16 protein-coding genes are annotated in these 18454 nt (G+C 62.3%); 10 read left to right on the forward strand and 6 right to left on the reverse strand.

The annotated features are described in order from the left end of the window. The first annotated feature begins 3 nt into the window (after positions 1–3). From HAQ05_RS17755 to HAQ05_RS17780, 6 genes are all read left to right on the forward strand, one after another. Positions 4–1758 carry an FAD-dependent oxidoreductase gene (locus tag HAQ05_RS17755; protein ID WP_190422945.1) on the forward strand — a complete coding sequence of 585 codons (1755 nt, stop codon included), beginning with the start codon at positions 4–6 and terminating at the stop codon, positions 1756–1758. Between the two features lie 129 nt (positions 1759–1887). Further along, entirely contained in the window at positions 1888–3123 is a 1236-nt protein-coding gene (locus HAQ05_RS17760; RefSeq protein WP_190422947.1) for an OprD family outer membrane porin, read from the forward strand. A gap of 58 nt (positions 3124–3181) precedes the next feature. Next, positions 3182–4162, forward strand: a complete 981-nt coding sequence (locus HAQ05_RS17765; RefSeq protein ID WP_190422949.1) for a VOC family protein — start codon at positions 3182–3184, stop codon at positions 4160–4162. Between the two features lie 62 nt (positions 4163–4224). After that, positions 4225–4983 (forward strand): SDR family NAD(P)-dependent oxidoreductase, encoded by a 759-nt coding sequence (locus HAQ05_RS17770; protein WP_190422950.1) that lies wholly within the window; start codon positions 4225–4227, stop codon positions 4981–4983. 46 nt (positions 4984–5029) lie between these two features. Next, complete coding sequence (locus HAQ05_RS17775; RefSeq protein WP_190422951.1) at positions 5030–6328, forward strand: MFS transporter; 1299 nt, start codon at positions 5030–5032, stop codon at positions 6326–6328. Beyond that, complete coding sequence (locus HAQ05_RS17780; RefSeq protein WP_190422952.1) at positions 6328–7281, forward strand: VOC family protein; 954 nt, start codon at positions 6328–6330, stop codon at positions 7279–7281. Before HAQ05_RS17775 ends, HAQ05_RS17780 begins: the two co-directional genes overlap by 1 nt. Positions 7282–7733: 452 nt before the next feature. Here HAQ05_RS17780 and ppa read toward each other — a convergent pair whose 3' ends face one another. From ppa to exaC, 4 genes are all read right to left on the reverse strand, one after another. After that, complete coding sequence (ppa, locus tag HAQ05_RS17785; protein ID WP_190422953.1) at positions 7734–8261, reverse strand: inorganic diphosphatase; 528 nt, start codon at positions 8259–8261, stop codon at positions 7734–7736. A gap of 113 nt (positions 8262–8374) precedes the next feature. Further along, on the reverse strand, positions 8375–9187 hold the full coding sequence (locus HAQ05_RS17790) for a M90 family metallopeptidase (RefSeq protein ID WP_190422954.1): 813 nt from the start codon (positions 9185–9187) through the stop codon (positions 8375–8377). Then, on the reverse strand, positions 9187–9834 hold the full coding sequence (locus HAQ05_RS17795) for a DedA family protein (protein WP_190422955.1): 648 nt from the start codon (positions 9832–9834) through the stop codon (positions 9187–9189). The genes HAQ05_RS17790 and HAQ05_RS17795 overlap by 1 nt, the downstream gene beginning before the upstream one ends. Before the next feature lie 176 nt (positions 9835–10010). Next, positions 10011–11531, reverse strand: a complete 1521-nt coding sequence (exaC, locus tag HAQ05_RS17800; RefSeq protein ID WP_190422956.1) for an acetaldehyde dehydrogenase ExaC — start codon at positions 11529–11531, stop codon at positions 10011–10013. Between the two features lie 271 nt (positions 11532–11802). On the opposite strand from exaC, the gene HAQ05_RS17805 reads away from it, so the two are divergent. From HAQ05_RS17805 to HAQ05_RS17820, 4 genes are all read left to right on the forward strand, one after another. Beyond that, entirely contained in the window at positions 11803–13692 is a 1890-nt protein-coding gene (locus HAQ05_RS17805; protein ID WP_190422979.1) for a sigma-54-dependent Fis family transcriptional regulator, read from the forward strand. A 61-nt stretch (positions 13693–13753) separates the two neighbouring features. Then, positions 13754–15103, forward strand: a complete 1350-nt coding sequence (gene mpl / locus HAQ05_RS17810; protein ID WP_190422958.1) for a UDP-N-acetylmuramate:L-alanyl-gamma-D-glutamyl-meso-diaminopimelate ligase — start codon at positions 13754–13756, stop codon at positions 15101–15103. Beyond that, positions 15100–15729, forward strand: a complete 630-nt coding sequence (gene ubiX, locus HAQ05_RS17815; protein ID WP_190422960.1) for a flavin prenyltransferase UbiX — start codon at positions 15100–15102, stop codon at positions 15727–15729. The genes mpl and ubiX overlap by 4 nt, the downstream gene beginning before the upstream one ends. Continuing rightward, positions 15726–16016, forward strand: coding sequence for a YceK/YidQ family lipoprotein (locus HAQ05_RS17820; protein ID WP_190422962.1), 291 nt, complete (start codon positions 15726–15728; stop codon positions 16014–16016). The genes ubiX and HAQ05_RS17820 overlap by 4 nt, the downstream gene beginning before the upstream one ends. A 109-nt stretch (positions 16017–16125) precedes the next feature. Here HAQ05_RS17820 and HAQ05_RS17825 read toward each other — a convergent pair whose 3' ends face one another. Continuing rightward, the gene (locus HAQ05_RS17825) at positions 16126–16767 is read right to left on the reverse strand and encodes a Rossmann-fold NAD(P)-binding domain-containing protein (protein ID WP_190422964.1); all 642 of its coding nucleotides are present in this window, start codon (positions 16765–16767) and stop codon (positions 16126–16128) included. Positions 16768–16801: 34 nt separating this feature from the next. After that, positions 16802–18454 (reverse strand): C13 family peptidase (locus HAQ05_RS17830; RefSeq protein WP_190422966.1); only part of this gene is annotated, 1653 nt, incomplete at its 5' end.

An 18454-nucleotide genomic window follows, 5' to 3' on the forward strand; every position in this document is an offset into this window, starting at 1 on the left:
ACCATGACTATGAAAGCATCACCGCAGTGGGATGACGAAGTCGACCTTCTGGTTATCGGCGCGGGCGCCGCCGGTATGGCGACGGCGCTGGTTGCCACCCTCCAGGGGCTGAACGTTCGCTTGGTGGAAAAGTCCGCTCAAGTAGGCGGTACTGCATCGACCTCGGCCGGTACGCTGTGGATCCCCGGCAACAGGCAGGGCATCGCCGCGGGCTACCACGACTGCGTCGAAGACGGCCGGCGCTACTTGCGTGAACTGGTAGGCAATGACTACGGTTGGGCCGCGCGCGAAGCGTTTTTGAGCGCAGGGCCGGATGCGATCGATTTCTACATGGCCAATACGCAAGTGCAACTGGTGAGTTGCGGCAAACATCCCGACTACATGGACCGCCCCGGGTCGGCGGTATTCGGGCGCGCACTGGTGCCTCAGCCGTTCGACGGTCGCCAACTGGGCAGCCAGTTCAAGAACGTGCGTGCGCCCATTCCGGAATTCCTGATCTTCGGCGGCATGATGGTGGGCAAGGACGATATCCCGCGCTTGGTGGGCCGCTTCAAGTCGCTGTCCAATTTCGTCTATTCGGGGAAACTGTTCGCGCGCTTCCTGTTTGATCGGCTTCGCTATCCACGCGGCACGCGCCTGACCATGGGTAATGCCTTGGTCGCCAGGCTGTATGCCAGCCTCCTGGACGCACAGACCCCAGTGCAGTTCGACACCGGCCTAAAGGAACTGGTGCAAGACAACGGCCAGGTGCTCGGCGCCGTGTTGGAAAGCGCCGCAGGTCAGCTGTGTCGTGTTCGCGCCACCCATGGCGTGGTGCTGGCCACCGGCGGTTTCGCGCGTAACTCGGCACTGCGCAAAGCCTTCATCCCCTATGCAGTCCCGCGCTCGGTAGCTTGCGAAACCAACCAGGGAGAAGGTATTGAAGCGGCCATGCGGGTTGGCGCGCATGTCAATGTAGCCGAGCATAGCCCAGGAGGGTTCTGGACGCCGGTATCCGATACGACGCGCAAGGATGGTAGCAAGGGCGTGTTCCCGCATCTGTCGCTCGACCGTGCCAAACCGGGGTTGATTGCCGTTAACGCCAAGGCCGAGCGCTTCGTCAACGAGGCGAACTCATACCATGACTTCGTCACCGCCATGCTTGCCTGCGGTGGTGACGCTGTACCGGCGTATCTGATCTGCACCATAGCCTTCATCAAGCACTACGGCTTGGGCTTGGTCCCGCCGGGTGCCAGCGAGCATCAGGTCAAGAAGTTTGCCGAGCAAGGCTACCTGAAGCTGGCCGACGACCTGCGTTCACTGGCGGCGCTGATCGGCTTGAGCCCCGACGCGTTGGCACGCACCGTCAAGCGTTATAACGATAACGCGGCGAAGGGGGTCGATCCGGATTTCGGTAAGGGCAGCACCGAGCTCAACCGGTTCAATGGCGACCCCGCCGTGACCCCGAACCCATGCCTAGCGCCGCTATTGCCAGGGCCTGTTTGCGCCTTGGCGGTATGGCCGGCAGAAATCGCCGGCAGCACTGGGCTGGCAGTGAACGAGCACGGCCAGGTACTCACTGCGCAGGGCACCGTGATGCCAGGGCTTTACGCCTGCGGCAACGACATGGAGTCGGTTATGAAGGGTACTTACCCAGGGCCTGGTACTACCTTGGGCCCGGCCCTGACCTTCGGTTACATCATCGCCCGCCATGCCAGCGGCTCGGGGGCAGGCGAGCAATCGGCTCCGCTTGCGGTACCACAGGCTCAACTCAGTTAACGCCAGTGGCTGCAGTTACCGTTAATTAGCAAGCAACGCTCGATCATGGCCGGTAAATAAAAGGTGCGCCGCCGTGCGCACCAGACGCGACAAACGCGATACAAAAATAAGCAAAACGCGGATGCCCTCGTGAATTATAAAATCAATAAAGTTCAGTTTGTAGCTATGTGGTTCGGATGCAGTGGCCTGTCTACAGTGGCGAACGCCGCCTTTGTGGACGATGCTCAATACACGTTGCAAATGAGGAATTTCTACATCAATGGTGATTATCGCTCGCGCGGTGTCGCACAGTCCAAGAAAGAAGAGTGGGCCCAGGGGTTCCTCTTTACCGCTCAGTCGGGGTGGACCGAAGGCGCCGTGGGTTTTGCGCTGGAAGCCAATGCTTCCCTGGGTGTGAAACTCGACACGGGCCGCTCGCGCTCCAATACCGGCCTGTTACCCAATGTCTTTGGCAATACGGGGCCAGGCGAATATTCGCAACTGAGCGGCATCGCCAAGGTGCGTTATGCGGGCACACAATTACAGGCCGGCGAACTACGGCCGCAGTTGCCCATCCTGACCTCCAGCGACTTGCGTTTGCTGCCCCAGACATTCAGCGGGTACATGCTGGTGGTGAAGGACTTCGAACCGGTGACCCTGCAGTTGGGGCATTTCTCGGGCACCAGCTATCGTGCCTCTACCAACGCTAATGAAAAGCTGCACATTTATACGTCGACGGCACAGAGTGATGACTTTCGTTACGCCGCCGTGCAATACAAGGTCAGTCCTTCTTTGCAGTTGGAGGTTTGGCACGATGAACTTGAAAACATCTATAGCCAGGAATTTTATAATGTGATCGCCCAAACCTCTTTTAAAGGGTGGCAATGGGGGGCAAGCCTAGGGTGGTTCAACAACCGTGACGCCGGGTCGCAACGCGCTGGCAACATCGATAACCAGTTGGCGACCCACATGTTCAGCGCCTCCTCGCAAGGGCACACGTTTCGCCTCGGTTATCAGGAAAGCCGGGGAGCAACCGATTTCCCGCAAATCGTACAGACAGACGTAGCGATGGCTAATGGGGTGATGGTGCTGGGCTTCAATCGCGCTCACGAGCAGTCCTGGCAAGCCCGTTACGACCTGGATTTCGCGGCTTACGGCGTCCCCGGGCTGCGTATGTTCGCGCGCTACCTGCACGGCGATGGTTTCCGGGTCAACGGCCGGAACGGCAAAGAGTGGGAGCGTAATCTCGACCTCAGTTACACCGTGCAGAGCGGCCCGTTGAGGAGCCTCACGGTACGGTGGCGTCATGCATCGGTGCGCTCGGACGCCGTCGTCGGGCTGGATGAGCATCGCCTGATTATTCAATACACCTACAGCTTCAAATAGGCGGCAATCGCAGGGTGCGGTTGTTCTATCCACTTATTTCCATTCGAGGGTATCTGCTATGCACAATTCGCGGCCAGGCTATGAGCTGCCATGGATGTTCCACCCGACTCAGTTGGTCGATGATCTCGAACAAGCAGGGGAGTGGTTCCAACGGGTTTTCGGCCGCCATCGCGTGACCTGGGCCGAGCGCTGGGACTTGAGCCAGCTGTCGCCCGAGTACCCGGTGGACTATTCCTTCTGGATCATGATCGGTGAAGTGGTGCATGACGTTATCTGCCCGGCGCTGTACAAGGTCGACGGTGACGCCGTGCCGTGGGGCGAGCATTCGGGCCTGTCGGGGATCAGTTGGTGGGTGAAAAACTCCAGTGCGTTCGCCGCTGCTATCGAAGCAAAGGGCCTGACGCTGATCGACCAGGCGGGCCAGCCGGTCAGAGGCGGGCGGTTCGCCCGTTCACTGCTGACCGATGAGTTCACCCTGATGTCGATGAAAGCCGATGAAGCCGGCTTTCCACATACGTTCTCCGAGATACTGGGCGCCTCCAAGGATCGTTTCGCCCACGTTGACCATCGCCTGGGTGACGGCTGGCATCTTGCGTCGGCTTCGCCACAAGACCCGCTGGGCATCATAGGGTGCGCCTGGCAAACCCTTTCCACCGTCGACATCGAGCGCGCGAAGTGGCTGTTCACCGAGGTACTCGATGGCCAGTATCTCGGGCAAGCGCGGGACGCTGCTGGCGCGGGAGATGCTCATTGCGTCTTCTGCGCACATACCGTCATCGAACTGGTGGGGCCACGGGGCACCGCGCCTGTCGATGCCGCCGCGGCAGACACCTTTGACTCCATCACCTTGCTGGTGCAAGACCTGGATAAAGTGCGGGCGCATCTGAACGCTTGTGACATCCGCACCACGCTGGACGAGGCCGACATCATCCGCACCGACCCGCGTGATTGCATGGGCGTGACCTGGGGTTTCACTCGGCGGCTGGCACCGGCGGACCCAAGGGTCACGATGCCGGCTTGGGCCGCCCTAACGCGTTGAGGCGTGGGCTTGCTCGGCCCGCTGGCGGCAAGGTTTTTTACTTCAACTATTGGAGATACATCATGACAACCAACGGCAAGACTGTGCTGATCACTGGTGCTGACGGCGGGCTGGGTCGCGACATGGCGGCGTGCCTGGCCGAGGCGGGTTGGTCGCTGATTCTGGTTGACCGCAGCAGCACCATTGGCCAACTGCCCGAGCTGCTGGGGCTGGCGTCGTACCAGGCCCAGACCCGCCAATGCGACCTCGCCGACGAGGCGCAGTTGGACGCATTGTGCAAAGAAGTCAGCGAAGGCACCTTGCGCTGCGATGCACTGATCAACAATGCCGGGATTTCTTCGTATGGTCGCGATGGGCAACGTTTGTCGATCGATGAAATTGACCGAAACCATTTGCAGAATGTGCTGGCTATCAATCTGATTGCGCCGTTTCTGTTATCCCGCGCGGCCTTGCCGCACATGCGTGAACGGGGTTGGGGGCGCCTCATCCATATCGCCTCGCGCGGTGGCCGGACATTCTCGGAAGTCTTTCCGTCCAGTTTTTCTGCTTCCAAGTCCGGGCTGATCGGGCTGAGCCGCAGTATTGCCGGGGAGTCCGCGCGCTTTGGTATCACCTCTAACGTCATCGCGCCGGGGGTGATCATCACCCCGCAAAGCGGCAAGGTCGATCCAGCGCTGCTGAGCCAAGCGAAGATTCCCGCGCAGCGCTATGGCCAGCCCGCAGAAATCACCGGCGCTGTGGCTTACCTGCTTTCTGACGCGGCCGGGTTCACCACGGGTGCAGTGATGGATATCAATGGTGGCGCCTTCATGCCTTCGTGAGGGCCGCCTACCTCCCTGATTCCCAACAATAATAAGAGCGATCGATATGGCGACGACCAAGACAATGGGCGTGCAGGTTTCCCCGGATCCCATTAACAAGTGGTGGTATGTAGTTTCCTGTTTCGTGGCGCTGATGGTAGGCGTCAACACCGTGAACATTCTATTCAATGTGCTGGGGTCGGCGTTGACCGCCGGGTTTGGCTGGAGCCGTCTGGAATTGGTGTCGGGTTTGACCCTCTTTACCGTGGTCGATGGTATCAGCGTGCTGCTGATCGGTTTTCTGGTCAGTAGATACGGGATCCGGAAGGTCGCGATTCCTGCGGCAGCGATGTTCGGCCTCGGCATCGGGCTGATCGGGCTATCGCCCAACGACCTGAGGTTCTTCTATGCTTGCTGTGCAATCTCCGGGGTAGGGGCAGGGGCCGTTGGGCCGTCGGTCTACTCGGTGGTGGTCGGGGCCTGGTTCGACGACAAACGTGGCCTGGCGTTGGGCATCATTAACGTAGGGCTCGGGCTGTGCGGCACCCTGATGCCGTTCCTGATCAATGGCCTGTTCGGCGCTTACGGCTGGCGTTGGACATTCGCAGTCGTGGGGCTGCTCTGCGGTCTGATTCCGGTGGTGGCCTATGGCGCCGTGCTGAGAATGCCGCGGGCATGGGACACCGCGCGTGTCACGGCCCGGTCCAGCGGCAAGGGCATCGGCGAGCCCTTAGGGGCATTGCTCAAGCAGCGCTCGCTTTGGCTCATCAGTATTTCCATCTTGCTGGTGTCGGCGGCGACCTACGGGATGCTCTCGCAGATCGTGGCTATCTGCACCGACCATCACATAGCGCGCGTTACAGCGCTTTCGATCTTGTCGACGGCAAGTATCAGCTCGATTGCCTCGCGGCTCGTGGTTGGGTACCTGCTCGATCGCTTGTTCGCCCCCTTCCTGGCGTGCTCCATATTTCTACTGTGTGCCGCGGGCGTCGTCGTGTTGACTCAGACGGCGCAGGTACCCGTACTGTACGGCGGTGCGGTTTTGCTGGGCTTGGGCCTGGGTGCGGAAGGCGATATTGCGGCATACATCATCAGCCGGTACATCGATAAAAATTCATACGCAAAGGCACTGGGAATCGTCATTTTCCTTTTTGCCCAAGGCGGGGCTTTAGGCGTTGGCCTGTTGAGTTACACCTATTCAATTACCTCCAGTTACACAGTGGCTGGCGCCTTGATCTTCGTTCTTACCGTACTTTCCGCGTTTTCGCTGCTGTTCCTCGGCCCCTATCGATATGACGTCACCGGCGCAAAGGTGACTTCGCACCACCCTGCGTTACCCCACAATAATCCGTTAGGAGATCACTGATGCCTGCCCGAGTCGCAGCCCTTTATCATCCCACCGTCGGCGTCCATGACCTGGACGCCGCTCGCGACTGGTTTCGCCGAGTGTTCAACCGTGCGCCGCTGCGTTGGGAAGAAACCCTCGACCTCGCGGCACTTAATCCGGACTACCCGGTTAATTATTCCTTCTTCGCGTTCATCTGCGACGTGCATTGGGTTTTCCTTTGTCCCTCCTTGCATGCGCAAGGCGCGTTGAAAGGCCAAACGCGCTACCAGGACAAACCCGAGGGCATGATCGGGCTTGGCTGGTATACCGATGATGCGGTGGGGATGTTCGCCAGGTTGGCCGAACACGGCATTCGCTCCCATGATCAGCGGGGCGAGCGTATTACGTCGCAAAAGCCGCCGACGTCTTCGTTCCTTCCCGACGTCTTTACCGGTTTCACGGAGCCTGAAGATACCGGTATCCGCTACGAGTTCCAGCAGACCGGGCAAAGGCACTGGGCCAAGTACTCCGAGAAGGCCGATTTGCGTTTGCGCTCGGACTGGCGCGGCCCGGTGCTGGAGGCCGATGACCCGCTGGGGCTACTGCTGACTTCCCACCACACGATCGTGACGGCCGACCTGCCACGCGCAGCCAGGCTCTATACCGAAATCCTCGAAGGCGAACCGATCGCCACCAGCGTCGACCCGGTGACCGGGGCGCAGAGCACCTATATCCGTTTGGCCGATACCCTCCTCGAGTTTTTGACGCCGGTGGCCGACACTGCGCTGTGGGCCCGGGTGGCCCAAGGCGAGGATTATTATCTGGGGCTGACCTATCTGGTCAACGACACCCAAGCGGTCGGCGCTCACCTAGATAGCGTAGGGGTGCAATACGACACCGGGCGCGACGGAGAAGTCATCATCCCGCCCGCTGCGGGGTTCGGAGTGCAGTGGCGGTTCGTTCAGTCGTTACCCTACCCGGCGCAAGCGTGACAACTGCCAGCCTTCTGATGCAAGCCAGCGGTATCCGCTGTCGCGGGCGGGCCTGATCGTGTTCGCTACCCCCACTTCATTGTTGGAGTGGGGTGAAATGGCAAGGCGGAATTCGCCATTCAGGCTGCCGATGGGCCGAGGTTATGGTCAGACCGAGTCAATAGGCTGAAACCAGCCACGCCGCAGAAGCTGCCCAAAGACCAGGGTGTCATTCAGTGGAGCATTGAAAAGCCGGCTTGTGGCCGGCTTCTCGCGGACGGGCTTGGGTTATTCGTGATAACCCTTACCCGCCGTTAACAGGTGCTCGGCCGCCAGGGCCGATGAGGGAAACAGCACCGCTGTGGTAGGCGGGCTGCCGACGGCATGGGGCCGTGATGTGGGGCGTGATGATACCTACCTGGGCGGGGCGTTGCCAGCGCAACTGCCCTCAATGCACTCCCGCGGCGGACGACTCAGCCCTTGTAGGCGGCCACGGCCTTGGTGATCTCGGCGCGGGCGGCGTCGGCGTCGGCCCAGCCCTTGACCTTGACCCACTTGCCTTTTTCCAGGTCTTTGTAGTTTTCGAAGAAGTGCTTGATCTGCTCCAGCAGCAGGGCGGGCAGGTCGGTGTATTCCTTCACGTCAACGTACAGTTGGCTGAGCTTGTCGTGGGGTACGGCCAGGATCTTGGCGTCGCCGCCGCTTTCGTCGTCCATGTGCAGCACGCCCACTGGGCGGGCGCGGATCACTGCACCCGGCGTAACCGGGTACGGGGTGACCACCAGCACATCGAGCGGGTCGCCGTCATCGGCCAGGGTGTTGGGGATGTAGCCGTAGTTGGCCGGGTAGAACATCGGGGTGGCCATGAAGCGGTCGACGAACAGGGTGTCGCTGTCTTTGTCGATTTCGTATTTGATCGGCGCGTGGTTGGCGGGGATCTCGATGGCGACGTAGATGTCGTTCGGCAGGTCCTTGCCCGCTGGGATCTTGCTGTAGCTCATGGGTATTGCCCCCGTTAATCAGTCGGATCGTTTTGGCCGTTACCGGCGAAAGTGGCGGCGATTATAGGCCGATACGCCTGCGTGCGCCACGCATCGGACCGCCCCGCGCCAGGTTAGTGCTGCGGGTGGGTGGCGGCCGAGGCGGTGTTGAGTTGGCGCAGCCGCGCCAATGGGTCTTGCCGGTAAAAAAGCCGCAGTTGGGCGTACACCTTTGGGTAGGCCCGCTCCAGCAGGTCGGGCGCGCTGAAGAAGTATTCGCTGGTCACGGCGAAGAATTCCGCCGGGTTTTCTGCCGCGTAGGGGTCCATCGGCGTTTTTGCATGGGGGTGTGCGTCTAACCGGTGGTTAAGGTCGTCGAAGGCGTGCTGCATGGCTTCGGCCCAATCCTCCACATGCATGCCGGCATGCAGCGGCGGCAGGCCATTGGCGCTGCCGTTGAGCATGTCGAGCTTATGCGCTAGCTCATGCACCACCAGGTTGTAGTCCTCCCACTTACCACTGGCCAGCACGCCCGACCAGGCCATGATCACCGGCCCCTGTTGCCACGCCTCGCCGCTGTGCTCGGCGTTCCCCTCATGCTCGATGCCGGCGGCGTCGCGGTAGCGCTGGGGGCTTACGAAATCGTCGGGGTACAACACGATTTCATGAAAGCCCTGGTACCAGTTCAATTCCCCCAACTGCAACAGTGGCAGTTGCGCCAGGGCGGCCAGGTGCACCCGCCCGGCGTCGTCCAGGTCGACGCCGGGCAGGGTGGTGAGGGTTTTGTCGTTGAGGAACAACGCGGCCCGCTCACGCAGGCGTGTGTATTGCTCGGCGGTCAGGCCGTCGAGTATCGGCAGGCGCTCGCGCGCTTGCGCCCACAGCATGTCGGAGATGGCGTAGCGTGCCAGTGCGCGGCGCCGGCGCCAGGCGCTGAAAGGCCACATCAGCGAGGTTGTGCCGCGCGGCCCATACGCGAGCGCACCAGGCCGATGATCATGGGCAGCAGCGACAGCGCGATAATCGCCAGGATCAGCACGGTCAGGTGCTGCTTGATGAACGGTACGTTGGCGAAGAAATAGCCCAGCGCGACCAGCCCACCCACCCAGAACACCGTGCCCAGCACGCTGAAGGCCAGAAAGCGCGGGTAGGGCATTTTGCCGATGCCGGCCACGAACGGTGCAAAGGTGCGCACGATCGGCAGAAACCGCGCCAGGGTGACCGTTTTGCCGCCATGGCGGGCGTAGAAGGCTTGGGTTTGGTCCAGGTAATCACGGCGAAAGACCTTCGAACGCGGGTTGCTGAACAGCTTCTCGCCTACAGTGCGACCGATTACGTAGTTGGTGCTGTCGCCCAACACCGCGGCGGCTGTCAATAGCGCAGCCAGTAGCACTGGGTCCATGCCGCCACTGGCGGCCACGGCGCCGCCGATGAACAACAGCGAATCGCCTGGCAAAAATGGGGTCACCACCAGGCCCGTTTCGCAAAAAATAACGGCGAACAGGATGGCGTAGATCCAGGCGCCATACTGGTTGACCAGCATATCGAGGTAAACGTCGAGATGCAGGATAAGGTCCAGGGGGTTGAAATCCATGTGCGTCACCTGTGTGCCGCGCCCGCTACAGCGCGGGCGCAGAGCGCGCATTATAGGGCCAGGTGGCGCCCATGTCGCAGGCTTGGGGCAAGTAAGAGGGGTAACGGCAGCGTGGCCACCGATAAGTTACAAGCCGCCAGGAGGCCTTGCGGCTTGTAACTGGCCCTGCCTGGCCTTTAAAAGAAACCCATCGGGTTGATGTCGTAACTGACCAGCAGGTTTTTGGTTTGCTGGTAGTGATCGAGCATCATTTTATGGGTTTCACGGCCGATGCCGGACTTCTTGTAGCCGCCGAAGGCGGCGTGGGCCGGGTACAGGTGGTAGCAGTTGGTCCACACGCGGCCAGCCTTGATGGCGCGGCCCATGCGGTAAGCGCGGTTGATGTCGCGGGTCCATAAACCGGCACCCAGGCCAAACTCGGTGTCGTTGGCAATGGCCAGCGCTTCGGCTTCATCCTTGAAGGTGGTGACGCTTACCACCGGGCCGAAGATCTCTTCTTGGAACACGCGCATTTTGTTGTTGCCCTTCAGCAACGTCGGCTGGATGTAATAGCCGGTCGAAAGGTCGCCTTCAAGCTTCTGCACCTGCCCGCCTGCGAGCAGTTCGGCGCCTTCTTGCTTGGCGATTTCCAGGTACGACAGGATCTTGTCGAACTGCTGCTGCGAGGCTTGGGCGCCGACCATGGTGTCGGTGTCCAAGGGGTCGCCGCGCTTGATCTGCTCGACCTTCTTCATCACTTCCTTCATGAAGGCCGGGTAGATCGACTCTTGCACCAGCACCCGCGATGGGCAGGTGCATACCTCGCCCTGGTTGAAGAAGGCCAGCACCACCCCTTCGGCGGCTTTTTCAATGAAGCTGGGCTCGGCCTGCATGATGTCTTCGAAGAAGATGTTTGGCGACTTGCCGCCCAGTTCAACCGTGCTGGGGATGATATTTTCCGCCGCGCATTTAAGGATGTGCGAGCCGACCGGGGTCGAGCCGGTAAAGGCGATCTTGGCGATGCGCTTGCTGGTGGCCAGTGCTTCGCCGGCCTCTTTGCCGAAGCCTTGCACCACGTTGAGCACCCCCGGCGGCAGCAGATCACCGATCAGCTCCAACAGTACGGTGATGCCCAGCGGGGTTTGCTCGGCGGGCTTGAGCACCACGCAGTTGCCCGCTGCCAGCGCTGGGGCCAATTTCCAGGCGGCCATCAGGATCGGGAAGTTCCACGGGATGATCTGCCCCACCACGCCGAGCGGTTCATGAATGTGGTAGGCCACGGTGTTGCCGTCGATTTCCGAGGCCGTGCCTTCCTGGGCGCGCAAGGCCCCGGCAAAGTAGCGGAAGTGGTCGGCGGCCAAGGGGATGTCGGCATTCAGGGTTTCGCGGATGGCCTTGCCGTTGTCCCAGGTTTCGGTGATGGCTAAGGTTTCAAGGTGTTGCTCGATGCGGTCGGCGATTTTCAGCAGCACCAGCGAGCGCGCCTGGGCCGAGGTGCCACCCCAGGCTTCGGCGGCAGCATGGGCGGCATCCAGTGCGGCGTCGATGTCTTTGCCAGTGGAGCGAGGGAATTCGGCGATAGGCTTGCCGTTAATCGGCGAGGTGGTGGTGAAATACAGCCCCTCGGCTGGGGCTACGAATTCGCCGTTGATGTAGTTTCCGTAACGGCTTTTGAAGGAAACCTTGGCACCTTCTGTACCTGGATGTGCGTAACGCATGGTAGATGTCTCCTGGCTTTTTCTTATTAACGAGAACACGCGCTGTGGTGTTATTAGTCTAGAGCAAAGGTTGGGCCAGCGCCGCTAGGCGCGGCAGCCGGGTGTGCCAGGGTAATTCCGGCGGGTGGTTGTGGCATAAACGCACCAGCGTTGGGTTACAAAATGTACTACTTTCGAAGCATGGCTTTAGCTCATGGGTGCCATGCACACTGGCATCACGGCGTGGCTGGGCCATGCTGCCTTCTATCCGCTCGAGCGAAGCCATAAGCCTATGCACAGCGACCACCTGAGCCGCCACGCGCGGCACGTTCTCACCGTGGCCCACGGCCAGGCGCCGGACCCGGCCAGCGACCCCTCCATCGCCCGCTCATGGCGGCGTTGCCTGCTCGATTACCGCTTGGACCCGACCCAGGCGCTTGCTCCAAGCGTACTTGAGCACGGCCGTGTGCTAGAGGCGCGCGAGCGCCTGCGCCACGTGCTGCAGGTGGCCGACGGCGAAATGAACCAGTTGCACCAGCAGCTTTGCGGTGCTGGCCATGCGGTGCTGCTCACTGACACCCGCGGTGTGATCCTCAATTGCATCACCGCCGCCAGTGAGCGGCGGGTGTTCGAACAGGCAGGGCTATGGTTGGGCGCAGACTGGAGCGAAGCGAGTGAAGGCACCAACGGTATCGGCACCTGCTTGGTCGAGCGCCAAGCCGTGAGCATTCACCAGGCTGAGCATTTTCGTGGCCGGCACACCGGCCTCACGTGCTCGGCGAGCCCGGTGTTCGACCCGGCCGGCGAGCTGTTGGCGGTGCTCGATGTGTCCTCTGCCCGCGAGCAGGTATCGCGGCAACACCAGTTCCACACCATGACCCTGGTGAACCTGGCGGCGAAGACCATCGAAAATGCCTATTTCTTGCGCCACTTTGAGCAGCACTGGCTGTTGCGCTTTCACCTCCAGGCAGAGCCGCCCGGGTCGTTCAGCGAGGGGCTGCTGGCCTTCGACGAAGCGGGCCGGGTGCTGGCGGCCAACCCCAGTGGGCTGAACCTGTTGCGCTTGCCGCGTAGTGCAGTGCTCGGGCACAGCGTGGAGGCACTGTTCGATTGCCGCCTGGGCGAGCTATTCGCCAGGGCCTGCCAACAGCCCACGGCGCGTTGGCCGTTATACCAACACGGTGTGCGTACCCTGTATGGCTGCGTGCGAGGGGCGCCGCCGCTGGCCCAGCGCATCCCTTTGGCGCGCCCAAGCTCGCAGGTGGCGCCGGCTGCCGGCGCTTGGTGCCTGGCTGATGGGCGGGTGGCCGAGCAGTTGCGCCGGGCCCTTAAAGTGTACGAACACGATGTGCCGTTGCTGATCCAGGGTGAAACCGGTTCGGGCAAAGAGGCCTTCGCCCGCGCCTTGCACGGGGCCAGCCGGCGCGTGGCCGAGCCGTTCGTGGCGCTCAATTGCGCGGCGATCCCGGAAAACCTGATTGAAAGTGAGTTGTTCGGCTACCGGCCCGGTAGCTTTACCGGTGCGCATAAACACGGCATGCGGGGCAAGCTGCTGGAGGCCGACGGGGGCACCCTGCTGCTCGATGAAATCGGCGACATGCCGCTGGCCCTGCAAACACGGCTGTTGCGGGTGCTGGAAGACCGCCAAGTGGTGCCCATCGGCGGCACGCCGCAGCCGCTGGATGTGCGCATTATCAGCGCGACCCACCAGGACTTGGGCGAGCGGGTGGCCAATGGCGAGTTTCGCGAAGACCTCTACTATCGCCTCAATGGCCTGGCCATCGAGCTGCCGCCACTGCGCGAGCGTAGCGATAAAGCCGAATTGATCGAGCACCTGCTCGGCCAGTTGGCCCCCGGCACAGGCCTGCGCCTAGCCGGCCCGGCGCGCGAAGCGCTGCTGGCCTATGCCTGGCCCGGTAATGTGCGCCAGCTCAAGACGGTGCTGCGCACCCTCGCGGCGCTGTGCGAGGGTGGGGTTATTCGCCTGCAGGATGTGCCGGCGCACGTGCGCGAGCAGCAGGCACAGGTATGCGCCCCAGCGCCGTTGGCGGATGCCGAGCGCACGGCGCTGGTCAAGGTGCTGGACCAAGAACGTTGGCATATGACCCGGGTGGCGCAGCGCCTGGGTATCAGCCGCAATACCTTGTACCGAAAACTGCATCGCCACGGCCTGGCGCGGTAAACCCCGCGTGAGATTTCTTGCCGCTTGGGCTACCCTGCGGCAAGGTTTTCCGAGGTCGAACATGCATATTCACATTCTTGGTATCTGCGGCACCTTCATGGGGTCGCTGGCCGTGTTGGCCAAGGCGCAGGGGCATCGCGTCACCGGCTCCGACGCTAACGTTTACCCGCCAATGAGCACCCAGTTGCAGGCCCAGGGGATCGAGCTGATGCAGGGCTATGCGCCGGAGCACCTAGCCCCGGCACCCGACCTCGTGGTTATCGGCAATGCGCTCTCGCGTGGCAACCCGGCAGTGGAATATGTGCTGAACAGCGGCTTGCCTTATGTTTCTGGCCCGCAGTGGCTGGCCGACCACGTGCTGCAAGGGCGCTGGGTGCTGGCAGTGGCTGGCACCCACGGCAAAACCACCACCAGCAGCATGTTGGCGTGGGTGTTGGAACACGCCGGCATGGCGCCGGGCTTTCTGATTGGCGGTGTGCCGCAGAATTTCGCCGTGTCGGCGCGCTTGGGGGGCACGCCGTTTTTCGTGGTCGAGGCCGACGAATACGACAGCGCGTTTTTCGACAAGCGGTCGAAGTTCGTCCATTACCGCCCGCGCACAGTGATCCTGAACAACCTTGAGTTCGACCATGCGGACATCTTCCCCGACCTTGCGGCCATCGAGCGGCAGTTTCACCATTTGGTGCGCACCGTGCCCAGCGAAGGGCTGATCGTGCACCCTACTACCGAACCTGCGCTGGCGCGGGTGCTGGAGATGGGCTGCTGGACGCCGGTGCAAACCACCGGAGAGGGGGGCCAATGGCAGGCGCGGTTGTTACAGGCCGACGGTTCGCGTTTCGAGGTGCTGTTAGGCGGCGCGCCGCAGGGCACCGTGGCGTGGGCGCTGGCCGGCCAGCATAATGTCGCCAATGCCTTGGCCACCTTAGCCGCGGCACGCCATGTGGGCGTGCTACCCGCTGTGGCGATCGAAGCGCTGAACGCCTTCAAGAGCGTGAAGCGGCGCATGGAAAAAATCGCCGAAGTGCGCGGCATTACACTCTATGACGACTTCGCCCACCACCCCACCGCCATCGCCACTACCCTCGACGGCTTGCGCAAACGTGTAGGCCGGGCGCCGGTGATCGCCATCATCGAACCCCGCTCCAACTCCATGAAGCTAGGTGCGCACCGTGATGGCCTGCCCGACAGCGTGCGCGACGCCGACCAGGTGATCTGGTACGGCCCGCCCAACTTGGGCTGGGACCTTGCCGCCACCGCTGCCCAGTGCCAACCCCCCGCCACCGTTGCCACCAGCCTGGAGGCGATCATCGAGCAAGTTCGCGCCCAAGCGACCCCGGGCAGCCACGTGGTGATCATGAGCAACGGCGGTTTTGGCGGGCTGCACCAAAAGCTGGCCGAGGCCTTGCGATGACGGGCCCGCAACGCGTAACCCTGGCCATGACCGGGGCCTCCGGCGCACAGTACGGCCTGCGCCTGCTCGATTGCTTGGTCAGCGAAGACCGCGAAGTGCATTTTTTGATCTCGCGGGCCGCGCAATTGGTGATGGCCACTGAAACCGATGTCACGCTGCCGGCCAAGCCGCAAGCGATGCAGGCATTCCTCACCGAGTACACCGGGGCGGCCAACGGGCAAATCCGCGTGTACGGCAAAGAAGACTGGATGTCGCCCGTGGCGTCTGGTTCCGGTGCGCCTTCGGCGATGGTGGTGGTGCCCTGTTCCACGGGCACCCTGTCGGCGATTGCCACCGGGGCGTGTAACAACTTGATCGAGCGTGCTGCCGATGTGGCGCTCAAAGAGCGCCGGCAGTTGATCCTGGTGCCGCGTGAGGCCCCGTATTCGAGCATCCACCTTGAAAACATGCTCAAGCTGTCGAATCTCGGGGCGACCATTTTGCCAGCGTCGCCGGGCTTTTATCATCAGCCGCAAACCATCGACGACCTGATTGACTTCGTGGTCGCGCGGGTGCTCAACCTGCTCGACATCCCCCAAGACATGCTGCCGCGCTGGGGCGAACATCACCTGGGGGGCGACGAATGAAGCATAAGGGTGCGCTGTTTTGCCTGGCGCTGGCGCTGCTCACCGGCTGCGCCAGCCTGCGCACGCTCGATGCGGCCAAGCCCGGCGCGCCGTTGGTGTATTCCGGCACCCGCCTGGATTGGTATGCGCTACAGGGGGGCTGCTGCGCCAAAGATCGTTTCGGCGCCCAGGCGCCGGCTTGGCCACAGCTGGACTTGCCGGCCAGCGCCGTGTTTGACACGGTGGTGTTGCCATTGGCGCTGCTGGTCTCGCTCGGGGTGAATTACCGGGCGCAAGGGGGGTTATAACGCCAACCCTGCGGGGCGGCGGAAGCTTCAACCGGCACTAACGGCTACGCACTCGCCAAAATGGGTGCATAGCTGTTGCCCTTGCAGCATGCGCTTGCCAACGCCCCGGTTACTTTCCAAGCTTTCTCAATTCATCCGATTCCACCACCCGCACACCGGCTTGCTCTTCCAGCGCCAGCCGCCACAGCGCGCGCGCCAAGTGCTGCGCCTCGATGCCGTGGTATTTGCCCGGGATCATCCGTGACAAAGGGCCGGCCAGCTGTTCGGCCAGGCGCGGCGCGGCACGGTTGCCCAACAACAGCGAAGGCCGGGCGAGGGTGAGCTGCGGCCAGCCTTGTGCCTGCAGCGATCGCTCCATTTGCCCCTTTACTTGGTTGAAAAACAACGAGGCCTCTGGCGCGGCGTCGACGGCGCTGATCACCAGCAGGTGGCGCGCGCCTAGTTCGCGGGCACGGGCGGCGAAGGCCACGACCAAGTCATGATCCACTGCGCGAAAGGCATCCTGCGAGCCGGCCTGTTTGAGGGTAGTGCCCAGGCAGCAGAAGGCGATGTCGACCTGGCCATTGAGCTGGGGCAGCAAATCCCCCAGGTCACCCACCGGGTTTTCCAGGTGCGGATGTGCCGCCAGCGGCCGGCGGCTAGGGGCCAGTACTCGGCATACGGTAGGTTCGCTGAGCACGCGGTCGAGCAAATGCTCGCCGGTCAGCCCGGTCGCACCGGCCAATAAGATGTGCTGCGGTGTGAGATACATCTGCGGTTCCCTCCTGTAGGCCTCTGTTTTGAGCTTAGCGGGTGGCCGGGAGTTTCACGTCCTTGGCCCAAGCGCTTTGCAAGGCGCGGCTGGCTTGTTGCCCGCGCAAGCGCTGCCAGTGCTCGAGCACCGCCTTTGGCGCCCACAGTTGCGGCTCGGAGGCCTCGAAATTTTCGGCGGCCTCGCGCTGGGCGACGATGGCGCTGGCCCGGGTGAAGGCTTCCCGCAAGTCGTCGGTTTGGTTCAGCGCTTGGGCGAACAGGGCATCGCCAAAATAGGTGAAATCGGCCTCTTCAGAGCACCCAAACGATACCCGGTCGGCCCGCGAGGCGGCCATCACCAAGGTGTGGGCGTCCTTGAGGGCCGGTACGAACCCGCCGGAATAACAGGCCGAAATGACTACCACCTTGTCGCGCTGCTTTAACGGCGCCAGCACCGAGGCCAACTCGTCGGCGGGCAGGTCGCTCAATTGCAGGCGTGGCTGGTCTAGCACCAGCTCGTGGTCGTGGCTGCCATGGCTGGTAAGGTAGATAAAAATCAAATCTTCCGGGCCGGTACGTTGGGCCAGTACCTGCACCGCACGGCTGAGGGTTTCACGGCTGGCCATGGGGCGGTCGCCAAGGTGGTCACGGTGGTTCACCAGCGTGACCTGGCCGCGGGCGCCGAAGCGTGTGGCCAGCAAGCGGGTCACGTAATCGGCCTCACGCAGGAACACGCTTTGCTGGCCATCACCGGCCACCACCAAGCTGTAGAGTTCCAGGGCCGGGGTCGATGGCGGAACCTGTGCCAGCGCGGCATCGAGCAACCGCCCCTGGTTGAGTAAGCCCACTTCGAGCGGATCGGGCAATAGGCGGCCGCGCTCGTCGCGTATACGTTGGCCGTTGGCCCAGTAGCCGCTTTCTACATGGCCGTCCTGGTGGGTCAGGGTGCCCTGGCCGTGGTAACTGTCGTTCTGAAACTGGCCCTGGTACTGGGTGCCGTCGGCCAGGGCCAGGCGGCCGTTACCGTTAAAGTGCCAGTCGACGAAGTCGCCCACGTAATGGCTGCCGTCAGCGCCGATCAACTCACCCTTGCCGTTGGGCGCGCCGTTCTTGAATTCACCCACCCACACATCGCCCGCTTGGGTTTCATAGCGCCCACGGCCTTCGATGTGGCCATTGTTGAAGCCACCGGTGTATTGGTCGCCATCGGCATTGCTGAAGTTACCATGGCCTTGCAACTCACCGTTGGTGAAACGCCCGCTGAACTGGTTGCCGACTTCATCGCTGCGCACACCTTCACCGTTGAGCTTGCCGTGCGCGAATTGCCCCTGCAATTGGGTGCCATCGTCCAGCTCAAGGTGGCCGTCGCCGGAAAACTCACCTTGCTTGAAGCCGCCCCGGTAACTGCGCCCCGGCTCCTTGAGGCTGCCTTCGCCTTCGAACAGGCCCGCGCGGAATTGGCCGCGGTAAACCTGGCCATCGCTACCGTGCCATTGGCCATTGCCATCGTATTGGCCGTCCTTGAAGCCGCCCTGGTAGCCACTGCCATTGGGGTAGTCGATACGCCCCTGGCCCTGCAGCAGCCCACCCACGACCTCACCCCGGTAGCGCCCGCCATCGGGCAGCTTTGCATCTGGCGGCAGCAGCGGTTCGCCCTTTCCGCAGGCACAGAGCATCAACGCGAGGGCAAGGGGTAGGGGTAGGGG

The sequence above is a fragment of the Pseudomonas typographi genome (assembly GCF_014694385.1).
In the GTDB taxonomy this organism is placed as follows: domain Bacteria; phylum Pseudomonadota; class Gammaproteobacteria; order Pseudomonadales; family Pseudomonadaceae; genus Aquipseudomonas; species Aquipseudomonas typographi.

What these genes read in the sequence shown, in the direction of transcription:
- exaC (WP_190422956.1), bottom strand. Translation starts at nt 11,531, where the DNA reads ATGCGTTACGCACATCCAGGTACAGAAGGTGCCAAGGTTTCCTTCAAA.
- HAQ05_RS17755 (WP_190422945.1), top strand. Translation starts at nt 4, where the DNA reads ATGACTATGAAAGCATCACCGCAGTGGGATGACGAAGTCGACCTTCTG.
- mpl (WP_190422958.1), top strand. Translation starts at nt 13,754, where the DNA reads ATGCATATTCACATTCTTGGTATCTGCGGCACCTTCATGGGGTCGCTG.
- ppa (WP_190422953.1), bottom strand. Translation starts at nt 8,261, where the DNA reads ATGAGCTACAGCAAGATCCCAGCGGGCAAGGACCTGCCGAACGACATC.
- HAQ05_RS17775 (WP_190422951.1), top strand. Translation starts at nt 5,030, where the DNA reads ATGGCGACGACCAAGACAATGGGCGTGCAGGTTTCCCCGGATCCCATT.
- HAQ05_RS17780 (WP_190422952.1), top strand. Translation starts at nt 6,328, where the DNA reads ATGCCTGCCCGAGTCGCAGCCCTTTATCATCCCACCGTCGGCGTCCAT.
- HAQ05_RS17770 (WP_190422950.1), top strand. Translation starts at nt 4,225, where the DNA reads ATGACAACCAACGGCAAGACTGTGCTGATCACTGGTGCTGACGGCGGG.
- ubiX (WP_190422960.1), top strand. Translation starts at nt 15,100, where the DNA reads ATGACGGGCCCGCAACGCGTAACCCTGGCCATGACCGGGGCCTCCGGC.
- HAQ05_RS17805 (WP_190422979.1), top strand. Translation starts at nt 11,803, where the DNA reads ATGCACAGCGACCACCTGAGCCGCCACGCGCGGCACGTTCTCACCGTG.
- HAQ05_RS17820 (WP_190422962.1), top strand. Translation starts at nt 15,726, where the DNA reads ATGAAGCATAAGGGTGCGCTGTTTTGCCTGGCGCTGGCGCTGCTCACC.
- HAQ05_RS17765 (WP_190422949.1), top strand. Translation starts at nt 3,182, where the DNA reads ATGCACAATTCGCGGCCAGGCTATGAGCTGCCATGGATGTTCCACCCG.
- HAQ05_RS17790 (WP_190422954.1), bottom strand. Translation starts at nt 9,187, where the DNA reads ATGTGGCCTTTCAGCGCCTGGCGCCGGCGCCGCGCACTGGCACGCTAC.
- HAQ05_RS17825 (WP_190422964.1), bottom strand. Translation starts at nt 16,767, where the DNA reads ATGTATCTCACACCGCAGCACATCTTATTGGCCGGTGCGACCGGGCTG.
- HAQ05_RS17795 (WP_190422955.1), bottom strand. Translation starts at nt 9,834, where the DNA reads ATGGATTTCAACCCCCTGGACCTTATCCTGCATCTCGACGTTTACCTC.